This is a genomic window from Gemmatimonadota bacterium, assembly GCA_021295815.1.
In the GTDB taxonomy this organism is placed as follows: domain Bacteria; phylum Gemmatimonadota; class Gemmatimonadetes; order Longimicrobiales; family Gaopeijiaceae; genus JAGWBQ01.
This window is the reverse complement of sequence record JAGWBQ010000024.1, coordinates 15,739-27,255: the sequence shown is the minus strand read 5'-3', so window position 1 is coordinate 27,255 and position 11,517 is coordinate 15,739. Positions and strand designations below refer to the sequence as shown.

Genomic DNA, 11,517 nt, shown 5'->3' with positions numbered 1-11,517 from the left:
GGCCGAACGCCCGGGAGATGACATGCGGTTTTTCACCCCCCCTTCCCCCTGGTGGAGTTTCTCGGATTGGACGAAGAAGGTGATGGCAACGGCGGAGGAAACGATGGCGATTAGGTATGCACGAGGCGTCGCGGGCGCTACCGGGCTGCTGATGACGGCAGCGGCCGCGACCGCCCAGTCGTCGGTTTCGTTCTCCTGGACGGCGACGGTTCCTGATGAGTACAGGTTCGAATGCCAGTTGGACCGGACGGAGCTTGAGGCACGGGTCGTCGCTGCGAATCCCAATTTCTACCCAGAGTTCGCAACACGCACAGCCGAGGGCTGGCTCATCTACGACGAGTTCGAGAGACAGGTGGTGGAGCTGGACGAGGAGCTTCGTGAGCTTCGACGCTGGGGCCGGGAAGGGGATGGCCCGCTGGAGTACCGGAAACCCGTGTCCGCGATGCGCCTGCCCGCCGGTGAGGTGCTGGTCGTCGACAATTCGCCGCCGTCGTTCCTGCTGTTCGGGGGCGAACAGCCAAACGAACATCGGCTGAGGGGGATCGAGCCGGAACACGCGATGGTGCGGGACGATGGCACCGTCCTGGTGGCTGGAAAACACGGAGACTTGCACGTCTTCACGCCCGAGGCGGAGACACTGGGGCAAGTGGCGACACGCCGAGATCTTGGCATGACGGAAACGCAGGGAGAGGAAGCCGCGTACCCGGTAGTGGACACCAAGCCGCCGTTCGTCGGTTTTGTCGGACCGTCGACCGTGTGGAACGTCGAGGCGGACGAAGAGCCCCGCATGGTGCTTCAGCGCTGCGTCCACGAGGATCTCGCACGCGTTCATGAGCAGGCTCCCACGATCCCCTTCGGCAACGGCAAATTAGGGACGGTGCCTATTACAGTCATTACCATGGGCGACTATCTGGTCCTCCCGGACGGCTTCCTAGAGGAGGCGGACCGATCGATCGAGCACTACGACGCATCGGGAAACCTGGTGGAGGCATGGCGCCTCACAGGCTATCCCGGTGCCCACGGAAGGTTCGACCCCCACAACCCGAAACGAATTCTCATCTGGAACAAGGACACAGTAGATGGAATACTACTGCTTGAAGTCGAAAACGACCGCTTTCCGGGCGGTGCGTAGGATCGCCGTCTCCTCAATGGTCGCGGCCACACTGCTGATCCTGTTACCGTTTGCCTCCATGGCATGATTCGGGAGGCTTCGGCGCATGCGGGTCGGGCGCGGCACTTGCGGCGCAGGACGAGGGCGAGGAGAGTGACCTCGCCTGCGAGGTTGAGAAAGACTACCGCTGGCACCTTCAATGCGCCAAAGTCACCATCAGGTGCGAGGGGGACGGCTTCGAGCTTACCGCCGGGCTCGACGAGGTGTGCTTGTGAGAGAAAGGCAAGTTGCTGAACATGCTCGAACAACTTGGCATCTCGGTGGGTGACGAGGAGGGCAAGGGGTGGGCGTCCACCCAGGACCGGCGAGAGAGAGGCACGGCAGAATGAGGGGACGATTGCGGGGAATCGGTGGGTTGCTGTCTTGGCTGTTAGCGGCGGGCCCGGTAGGTGCCCAGGAAGTCATCGAACTTCCGGGAGTGGATCGCAGGCTGGAGCCCGACTTCGAGGAGGCGTACCGGGTCGGATCCGTGACGGGCGAGGCGTGGGAGCAGTTCGGCAATGTGCGCGGGCTGGGCTTCGATGGCATGGGGCGGCTGTACGTGTACGACTCTCAAGCTGCCCGCATCACCGTAGTGGGCCCGGGCGGCGAGTTCCTGCGGGCGTTCGGCAGGTCGGGGGAGGGCCCGGGCGAGTTCCGTGGCGCGGGCGGGCTCGCGGTCATGCGGGACGGGCGCGTGGTGATCGGGGACCTCGGGCACCGCGCATACCAGATCTTCGACGCGAACGGCGATTTCGAGCGCATGGTGCGGATGGTTCCCGAGCCGGGTGATGTGGTTCTCACCGCTCTCCTGGCCGACCCGGGCGGCGAGGCCGTGTTTAGCTTGGTTGGGGCGCGGACACTAACCGTCGGCACGGGCACAGCCGGGAGGACCACGCCGCACACTTCGAGACCGGTGGAGCGTCTCATCCTTACCGGAGACGTAGCGACGAAGGACACGGTCGCGGAGGGTTGGCTCCCTCCCGGCGGAGACCAGACGGGGCTGCCCATTGCTGGTCAGGTGAACTTCGGTCTTCCACCTCACCAGGTATTCTGGCCACGGATGCTGGCGGGCGTGCTCCCCGATGGAGACGTGGCGTTTTCCGATTCCTCGGCGTACGCGATCAAGATCGCGCGCCCGGGGGAAGGAATCCGGCGCATCCTGAAACGGCCCTTCCAGCCGATCCCTGTCACGCGCCGGGTCATCGAAGCCGAAACGGAACATCGCGTCAAGGAAATGGAGGCGCGGGGAGTGCCCCCAATGATCATCAACGGCGTGAACCTAGCGGCGGAAAGCGCCCGGGAGAACGTGGTCGATGTCATGGATCTGCTGGGCGTCTTCGATGAGGTCTCGATCGTGCGTAGCCTGGGCGCTCCCTGGAACGGGGAAATCTGGGTGCAGCGGCACGGCGTGGAACCGGGCGATGACGACGGGCCCATCGATGTCCTCACGACGGAGGGACCCCGCCGGTGCGATCGGGATGCCGGCCGCGTTCGGGCCCGGTGGCCTGATGGCGTTCATCGAGCGCGATGAAATGGATGTGGAGATGGTGGTCGTGAGGCGGCTTGCCCCGCGGAGTAGATAGTGGGGCGCGACACGAATTCTCGCATGCGGACGGGGAGCGAACGGGCCTGACGGACTGGTCGCCTTAATCGACGGAACGAGCTGGACGTGGAAACGGCAGTAGCAAGGAGGCTGGCGGGGTCGTGAGGACGCATCCTTTCTGAATCGAGTGTAATGTATCTCCGTGCTGCTCGTGCCGAGGCGTCCGTCGCTTATCCGAATTCGATCCCCTGAGCCAGGGGAAGCTCGGTGCTCCAGTTGACTGTGTTGGTCTGACGGCGCATGTAGGCCTTCCACGAGTCCGATCCCGACTCGCGGCCGCCGCCGGTCTCCTTTTCGCCTCCGAACGCGCCTCCGATCTCGGCTCCGGAGGTTCCGATGTTCACGTTGGCGATGCCGCAGTCCGATCCTCGCGCCGAAAGGAAGGTCTCCGCTTCCCGGAAGCGGTCGGTGAAGATCGCCGAGGAGAGCCCTTGGCGAACGTCGTTCTGGATGGCTACCGCCTCCTCCACCTCCGAGACCGCCTCCGCCGGTGTCGAACCCGGGTCGCCGTATCCGATCACATAGAGGATCGGCGCGAAGGTCTCCTCCTGAACCACTGCGAACGAGTTGCGGGCGCGAGCTATGCACGGGGTCACGTAGAGCCCTCCGGGATACTCGGGGCCGTCGAGCCGCTCGCCGCCGCAGACGATCTCCCCTCCCTCCGCGACCACCTGCTCCTTCGCCGAGAGCAGCGCCTCGAAGGCGCGCCGGTCTATGACCGGCCCCATGAGCGTGCCGGGATCGAGCGGATCGCCTATGCCGATGCCCGCATACGCCTCCGCGAGCGACCTTGTCAGCCTTTCTTCGATCGAGCGATGGACTATGACCCGGCGCGTGCTGGTGCAGCGCTGGCCGGCGGTACCGACCGAGCTGAACAGGATGGCGCGACGAGCCATCTCGAGATCGGCGCTCGGAGTGACGATTATGGCGTTGTTGCCGCCCAGCTCCAGGATGGTCTTGCCGAGCCGGCCGCCCACCACCTGCGCCGCACGTCTTCCGACCGCGCACGACCCCGTTGCCGAGACGAGGGGAAGCCGGCGGTCGGCGAGCATTCGCTCCCCGACGGTCGCGCCGCGCCCTACCGCGAGCGAGAAGATGGCGGGATCCACGTTCTGCGCCCGGCATACCCGTTCGGCGATGCGGGTGACGGCCACTGCGGTGAGGGGTGTGGCCTCCGACGGCTTCCACAGGGTGGCGTTTCCGCACACGGCCGCGAGCGCGGCGTTCCACGACCAGACCGCCACCGGGAAGTTGAAGGCGCTGATGACCCCGACCACGCCCAGCGGATGCCACTGCTCCCGCATGTGATGGTCGGGACGTTCGCTCGCCATGGTCAGGCCGTAGAGCTGCCGAGAGAGACCTACGGCGAAGTCGCAGACGTCGATCATCTCCTGAACCTCGCCCTCGCCTTCGCTGCGGATCTTGCCGGTCTCGAGAGTCACCAGGCAGCCCAGCTCGGCCTTGTGCTCGCGCAGGGCGTCGGCGAGCTCGCGGATCACTTCACCGCGGCGGGGAGCGGGAAGGTCGCGCCAGCTCGGGAAGGCTGCGGCCGCCCTGTCGGCGATGGCGTCGTATTCGGCTTCGGTGACCTCCCGTACCGATCCCAGCCGACTGCCGTCGATGGGCGTACGAACGTCGAGCCGCGCGCCGCTGCCGAGCCAGCTTCCGTGAAATCCGCCTCGACTGTCGTCGGAGACGCCGAGCGCGCCCAGGATGTCTGAGTAGGTCATTGGGTTCGTGAACGGGCAGGTGAGCGGCGCGAACGGGAGGACCGTTTCGCCCTGGGGGGATCGATCGCCTCGACGGTGACCCGGCCGAAGCCGAAGAGGTCGCGGAGGCTCTCGAGGTTGTCGGAGTCCGGCGTCAGCCTGAAGGAGCGCGAGCGAAGGAGGGCGCGGCCGCCGCTGTCGCCCACCTTCACCCTAAGATAGAGCGGGACGGAGCCGGAGCCGCCGGTCGCGAGCGCGTGCAGCTTCGGGAAGGTCTCCCCGGTCAGCGTCCGGACGCTCTCGATGTCGACGCAGACGGCCAGACCGCGCCCGGCCCCGGCTCCGGCGAGCGTCGAAACGGCGTTCAGGAAGATGGGCGGATCCTCGTCGTCCCTCTCTCGGTCGCTGACCTTGCCCTCCACGACCACCGGCACGTCCTGTCCGAGCAGATCGCGGCTCTCCGTCCAGGCGTCCCGGAATGCCAGCACGGTGGAGGTCCCGCTGCGGTCCTCGATCGTGATCTTGCCCCACTCGGAGTTGTCGCGGCGCATGGTCTGCTTCCGCACCGAGGTCACCACGCAGGGAATCGCCACCTCCTTGCCCCGGTGATTCTCGATCTCGTCGCAGGCCACGGGATCGAGAGCGTCGATGATGTCGGCGTAGCGATCGAGGGGGTGGCCGGAGATGAAGAAGCCGAGAGTCTCCTTTTCGAGCTTGAGGCGTTCGGTGTCTACCCACTCGGGCACCGCGGGCAGAGGCAGACGCGGGCTGGGTAGCGTCTCGCCGCCGAAGAGGGAGCCCTGGCCCAGAATCACGTCGGCCCGTCGAGCCTGGACATCGGCAAAGGCCGGCTCCAGCCCTTCCATCAATTGCCGACGGTTCCCGAAATCGTCCAAAGCTCCTGCGGCGATGAGCGCCTCGCAAGCCTTCTTAGTGACCGTCCCGGTATCTATGCGATCGAGAAAGTCGAAGAAAGAGTCGAAGCGCTTCTCGCTCCGGGCTTCCACGATGCAAGCGACCGTGTTCCGACCGATGCCGCGCACCGCGCCGAGACCGAAGCGGATCTCACCCTGAGGGGTCGCCGTGAAACCCCAGCCGGATTCGTTGACGCTGGGCGGCAGCACTTTGACCGGCTTCTCCACGCTGGTCACGTACCTGGGCAGCTCCTTGCACACCCCTATGTACTTGACCACGGAGTCGGTGGAATCCACGATCGAGGTCAGGAGAGCCGCCATCAGCTCGACCGGATAGTGCGCCTTCAGCCACGCGGTCTGATAGGAGAGCATGGAGTAGGCCACGGCATGGGCGCGGTTGAAGCCGTAGCGTCCGAAGGTCTTGATCTGCCCGGCGAGATCTTCGGCGACCCGAACCTCGATACCGCACTCGATCGCCCTCCTGATGAACTCGTCCAACTGCGCCTTGATGAGCGCGTCGTCCTTCTTGCCCATCGCCTTCCGGAGCACGTCGGCCTCGGCGATGCTGAACTCGGCCAGCGTCGCGGCCACCCTCATCACCTGCTCCTGGTAGACGATGATGCCAAAGGTGGTCTCCAGCACCGGTTCGAGCGCCGGATGGGCGTAGCTGACCTCGGACTCGCCGAGCTTGCGCCTGATGTACTCGTCCGTCATTCCCGAATCCAGGGGACCTGGACGGATGAGCGCGTTGGTCACCACCAGGTCCTCGAAGCGGTCGCAGCGCATGGCGCGCAGCTTGTCGTCGGCGAGGTTCGACTCGAATTGGAAGATGCCGGCGTTGCCGCCGCGGCGGATCATCTCGAAGACGCACTCGTCGTCGAGCGGGATCTCGGAGATGTCGGCGTAGCCTTCGCCGGTGACGGGGTGGCGGATCGTCCCGTCGGCGTCGCGGATCATCTCGGCCGCATCGTGGATGACGGTCAGGGTCCGGAGACCCAGGAAGTCCATCTTGAGCATCCCGGCGTCTTCCAGACACTTCATGTCGTACTGGGTGACCGCCATGCCTTCCAGCCCGCGACCGCCTTTGCCGTGTTGCAGGCTCACCGGCACGTAGTCGTCGAGCGGACCCGGAGCGATGACGATCCCGGCGGCGTGCACCGAGGCGTGGCGCGAAAGCCCCTCGAGCGTCTGCGCGTAATCGAAGAGCCTGCGGTGGCGTTCGTCCGACTCGTAGGCCTCCTTCACCTCACCGATCCGCTCCATCGCCTGTGCCACCGTCAGCGCCTGGGCGGGCTGGTTGGGAATCAGCTTGGCAATGCGGTCGGTCTCGGCGGGTTCGAACCCAAGGACCCGACCTACGTCCCGCACGACGGCCCGGCTCTTCATGGTTCCGAAGGTGACGATCTGCCCGACCGCCTCGGCCCCGTATTTCTCGCGGGTGTAGGCGATCACTTCTCCCCTGCGCTCATAGCAGAAATCGATGTCGATGTCCGGCATCGAGACCCGCTCCGGGTTGAGAAAGCGCTCGAAGAGGAGGCCGAAGGAGAGGGGCTCCACGTCGGTGATCCCCAGACAGTACGCCACTATCGAACCGGGCGCTGAACCGCGTCCGGGACCGACCGGAATGCCGTGGTCGCGAGCCCAGGCGACGAAATCCTGCGTAATGAGGAAGTAGCCGGCGAATCCGGTCCTGCGGATGACGGCGAGCTCGTAGTCGAGCCTCTCCCGGACCTCCGGGTCGGGCTCGTCGCCGTAGCGCTTCCGGGCCCCCCGCTCCGCGAGCGTGCGCAAGTACTCCTCTTCGCTCCCGTGGCTCTCGGGCAGAGGGAAAGCGGGCAGGTGGTAGGTGCTCTCGAAGTCGAGTTCGACCTCGTCGGCTATCTTCAGCGTGTTCTCGATGACGTCGGTGCGTCCCGGAAAGCGCGCGGCCATCTCGTCCGCGGATTTGAAGTAGAGCTGCGAGTCGTAGCGCATGCGTCTGGGATCTTCGTAATCCTTGCCCAACCCTATGCAGAGCAGCACGTCGTGGGCTTCGTGATCCTCAGGGCGCAGGAAGTGCGCGTCGTTGGTCGCAATCACCGGAAGTCCGAGATCGTCCGAGAGTCGGAATATGCCGGCGTTCAGTTCGGCTTGGCCGAAACGTCCGTCGCTGCTGGTGCCCGACGTGCCGGATGTGGCCTCGTGCAAAGGCTCGGATGACTGGGACTCTGCCAGCCGCATCCGTTCCTGCGAGCCCTCGGCCTCCCGGTCGGCAGCGGCCACCTCGGCTTGTTCCGTCCGATCCGATCCGGCGTCGTGGGCCTGAACCTCCAGGTAATAGCGGCCGTCGAAGACCTCGGCGTACCACTCCGCCGCGGCGCGGGCGCCGGCGTAGTCGCCGTCGCGCAGGTGGCGCGCCACCTCTCCGGCGAGGCACGCCGACGAGACTATGAGCCCTTCCGAGTGGGCGGTCAGCGCCTCTCGGTCGACGCGGGGACGGTGATAGTGGCCCTCCAGGTAGCCGAGGGACGAGAGCTTGACGAGGTTGCGGTATCCCGCCCGGTCGCGGGCAAGGAGCACGAGGTGGTAGTAGGGTCCGTGCGGGCCCTGGTTCGGAGAACGGTCCCCCCGTTCGCCGGGCGCGACGTACGCCTCCATGCCGATGATGGGCTTGATGCCGTGGCGTCCGGCCTCCCTGTGAAAGTGCCACGCGCCGAACATCGAGCCATGGTCCGTAAGAGCGAGAGCCGGCATCTCGAATTCCGCCGCCCTCCTTGTGAGATCTCGGAGACGGTTGGCTCCGTCGAGCAGCGAAAACTCCGAGTGGGTGTGGAGATGGACGAAGCTCAAGGGGTGGAAGCCAGATTGGCGCCGCAGCGGAAGGTGTCGAGGACGTAGTTCAGTTGGATCACGTACTCGTAGTGCTCCCTTCCGGGGGCGTAGAGCCAGGCGTCGAGAAGATACATGCGATCCTGTTCCGGACAGGGAATTCCTCTGGCGATGTACGTGCCGCCGGCAGGCCAACCGAGTTCCGGTGGGTTGCTCCAGCGTCCGCTGACCTCGTACGCCGGCCGGCCGCGATGTTCGAAAGGTCTGCCTGTGACTTGTCGGACGTCGGTGACCTGGGCGTTGGTGTAGTGGCTCTCCGAAAGTCGGGTGCGCCATTCCACCAGGTCCTCTCCCTGAAGCCCTTCCGGCAGGGGCGCGGCCCAGGTGACCGCCACCTGGCGGATCAGTTCGGACGGGTCGGGATTGTCGTTCCTGAAAATGAAGACCGAGTCGCGGTCTTCCCAGTCGTAGACGTTGGGCACCGTGAGTTCGAAACCGAAGTTGCGCCGGAGAGTGCCCGCGAGAGCGGTATCGGGGCCGGTCTGGAACATGCGCCGAAAGGTGTAGACCCTGAAGCCCTCGTCGAACCGATCATGGAGAGCAGGCAGACGGTCGCGCAGAAAGTCGGCCTCGCCTTCCTCCGGCAGAAGCACGACGGTCACACTCTGATCCTGAGACCAGACCCTTTCGACCTCGTGGACGCCGGGCTCCGGATCCTTCAGCTTGCCGAGCACGTCCTGCATGAACCAGTCGTCGGCCCTGCCCACCACGAGCATCACTCTGAAACGCCTCAGATTGCGCCAGTCCTCGTCGCTCGGGTCGGCGTAGGTCACGGTGAAATTCTTCTCGTCCCGCACCGTGTAGGTCGTGGTCTCGAGGTTCGAGTACACGTCGTCTTGCACCTCCGTCCAGAGATCGGGGCGCATGGTGACTATGATGCTGTTGCCGTCTCCCCAAGTCAGCCTCGAGGAGTCGCAGGCCGCCGCCGCGAGGGTGAGGGAGAGGAGGGCGAGGAGGTTGACTCTGGCTTTCATGTCTTCGCGGGGTGGGGTGAGTCGGTGAGGCTGCCCAGCTCTCGTTCGAGCAGGGCCGAGGTGTCGGGCCCCCTGTTCATGAAGGCCCTGAAGAGCAGGCTGGGGCGAGCCGAGTCTCCGCGGCTCAGAATGCTGTCAACATAGTCGCTCCCGACCTCGGAGTTGAAAATGCCGTTGGTTCTGAAGCGGGAGAAGACATCGGCGTCGAGTACCGCAGACCACATGTAGCTGTAATATCCGGCAGCGTAGCCGCCGGAAAAGATGTGCAGGAACGACGCGATCGGATGGTAGGCGGCGAAACTCTCCGGCATGAACCTCTGGAGACGGCCTTCGACCTCCGCCATCAGCGACGCGCCGGCGAGGCGGGTCAGTCCCTCGGGGTCCAAGGCGTCGGACATGGCGTCGCCGTCGCCGGCGGTCCTGGCCGAGGCAAGTCCGGATTCGATCGTGCGCAGTCCCCTGGCGATGGACGTGTGCAGCTTGAGATCTATCCAGCCGAAGGCGAGCTGACGCATCATCGCCCAACCGCCCATAAAGGTGCGCGTGCGCTCGAGGCGTCCGAAGAGCTCGTCGGGGATCGGTTCGCCGTTCTCGTGGTGGCTTGAGATCACACCCGCCGCCTCGATTTCCCATGCCCAGTTCTCCATGAGCTGGCTCGGGAGCTCGACCCAGTCCCAGGCCACGTTGATGCCGGCGCGGGAACGGATCTCGACCTGGGAGGCGATGTGGTGGAGAAGGTGGCCGAACTCGTGGTAGACCGTGCACACGTCGCGGTGGCGCAGGAGTGCAGGCGCATCGCCGTCAGGGGGAGCGAAATTGGCGCAGACCGCTGCCAGATGCGGTGCGAAGCCCCCGTCCGGGAGCCGCTCGCCCGTGACCAGATCGCACATCCAGGCGCCTTGACGCTTCTCAGGACGTGGGAACCAGTCCGCGTAGAATGCGCCCAGCAACGTTCCTCGAATATCCCGCACCTCGTAGTACTCGACATCCGGATACCATACGTCGTCGTTGTCCACGCGCTCGACGACGAAGCCGAAGACCCGGCGCGCGATAGCGAAGAGCCCCTCCAGAACGCGCGGCAGAGGGAAATAGGGCCTGAGGAGCTCGGCGTCGAGATCGTATTCCTCGCGACGAAGCAGCTCGATGACGAAGGCGGTGTCCCAAGGCTCGAGGCTTTCGAAGCCCTCCCGGGCCGCTCGCTCGCGAAGTTGCGCCAGATCGCGCTCGTAGTACGGGAGAGAGCGCTCGAAAAGTTCGTCTTCGAACTTCAGGGCCTCCTTCCCGGAGGTGAGCATGCGTTCCTCGAGCTGGTAGTCCGCGAAGTCCGCGTAGCCCAGCAGATGGGCGAGGGTTTCCCGTAGGTTGAGGATGCGGGCGAGAAGGGCGACGTTCGAGTTTTCCCCTTCCCGACAGCGCGTGGAGTAGGCCATGAAGATTTCGCGGCGGAGCTCGCGGTCGCGGGCGTACTTGAGCACGGCTTCCACGGCGGGCTGATCCAGTCCGAACGCCCAGCCGGCCCTATCGCCGGCCCGGATCCGGGCCCTGCGCAGAGCATCGGCCGGAATGCCTTCCAGACGGCTTTCGTCTTCAACCACCAGTTCGTAGGCGGCCGTGGCGTCGAGCACGTTCTCGGCGAACTTCTGCTCCAGCCCGGACAGCTCTACGCGCACCTCGCGGAGTTTCGCCTTGTTTTCGAGGCTTAACTGAGCGCCTGCTCTCTTGAAGGCCCTGACGGTGCGATCCAGGTGACGGTTCCCGACCTGGTCGAAGAGCGGCGCTCCGGCGGTGGAGAAGACGTGCACCCTCTCCCAGAGATCCTCCCGGAGGAAGAGGTCGGTATGGAAGGCCGTGATCTCGGGAAGCACGGTGTTGTAGGCTTCCCGAAGCCCGGGGCTCTCGGCTACCGCGACCAGATGGGTGACCGGAGCCAGACGTCTGTTGAGCCGCCAGATCGCGTCTTCCAGAGCGAGGAAGGTGTTCTCCCAGGTCGGCCCTTCGGTGGACGCCGATATCCGTTCGACTTCGGCTTCCGCTTCGGTGATCGCCCGGCGGATTCCGGGTACCACGTGTTCAGTGGCGATCGACGTGAAGGGAACCGGCCATGAGCTCTCGAGCAGCGGGTTGATTGGTGTCATGGGAAAGTGAGAACGAACAGGGCGTTAGGGGTTACTCCTTCGATACGAATTAAGCCTCCAATTTGCAATAGGCATGGTCTACACCAATACCCTACGCAGGGTCGTGACGAAGTTGCCGCTCGCGTTCGCTTCGGCGCTTTCGGTCGCTTGCGCGGAACCCC

General features: G+C 65.2%; 6 protein-coding genes. 2 read left to right on the top strand and 4 right to left on the bottom strand.

Features of this window, described 5'->3' with window-relative positions:
- Together J4G12_09490 and J4G12_09485 are read left to right on the top strand one after the other, a co-directional pair.
- The coding region (locus J4G12_09490) for a hypothetical protein (protein MCE2456025.1) at window positions 1-1,132 on the top strand (1,132 nt) is incomplete at its 5' end.
- A 394-nt stretch (window positions 1,133-1,526) separates the two neighbouring features.
- The gene (locus tag J4G12_09485) at window positions 1,527-2,684 is read left to right on the top strand and encodes a hypothetical protein (protein MCE2456024.1); all 1,158 of its coding nucleotides are present in this window, start codon (window positions 1,527-1,529) and stop codon (window positions 2,682-2,684) included.
- Between the two features lie 242 nt (window positions 2,685-2,926).
- On the opposite strand, the gene J4G12_09480 is transcribed toward J4G12_09485, so the two are convergent.
- Genes J4G12_09480 through J4G12_09465 form a run of 4 tightly spaced genes read right to left on the bottom strand, consistent with a single transcriptional unit; the run spans window position 2,927 to window position 11,356 of the window.
- Window positions 2,927-4,486 carry an aldehyde dehydrogenase family protein gene (locus tag J4G12_09480; protein ID MCE2456023.1) on the bottom strand — a complete coding sequence of 520 codons (1,560 nt, stop codon included), beginning with the start codon at window positions 4,484-4,486 and terminating at the stop codon, window positions 2,927-2,929.
- A complete protein-coding gene (dnaE, locus tag J4G12_09475; protein ID MCE2456022.1) occupies window positions 4,483-8,208 on the bottom strand; it encodes a DNA polymerase III subunit alpha in 3,726 nt (1,241 codons plus the stop codon). Before dnaE ends, J4G12_09480 begins: the two co-directional genes overlap by 4 nt.
- Window positions 8,205-9,221: a DUF4837 family protein gene (locus J4G12_09470; GenBank protein ID MCE2456021.1), complete on the bottom strand. Its 1,017-nt coding sequence runs from the start codon at window positions 9,219-9,221 to the stop codon at window positions 8,205-8,207. The genes dnaE and J4G12_09470 overlap by 4 nt, the downstream gene beginning before the upstream one ends.
- Window positions 9,218-11,356 (bottom strand): M3 family metallopeptidase, encoded by a 2,139-nt coding sequence (locus tag J4G12_09465; protein MCE2456020.1) that lies wholly within the window; start codon window positions 11,354-11,356, stop codon window positions 9,218-9,220. The genes J4G12_09470 and J4G12_09465 overlap by 4 nt, the downstream gene beginning before the upstream one ends.
- Window positions 11,357-11,517 lie beyond the last annotated feature (161 nt).

Excerpts from the sequence above, each read along its gene's own strand:
- J4G12_09480 (MCE2456023.1), bottom strand. The coding sequence starts at position 4,486 with ATGACCTACTCAGACATCCTGGGCGCGCTCGGCGTCTCCGACGACAGT.
- J4G12_09470 (MCE2456021.1), bottom strand. The coding sequence starts at position 9,221 with ATGAAAGCCAGAGTCAACCTCCTCGCCCTCCTCTCCCTCACCCTCGCG.
- J4G12_09465 (MCE2456020.1), bottom strand. The coding sequence starts at position 11,356 with ATGACACCAATCAACCCGCTGCTCGAGAGCTCATGGCCGGTTCCCTTC.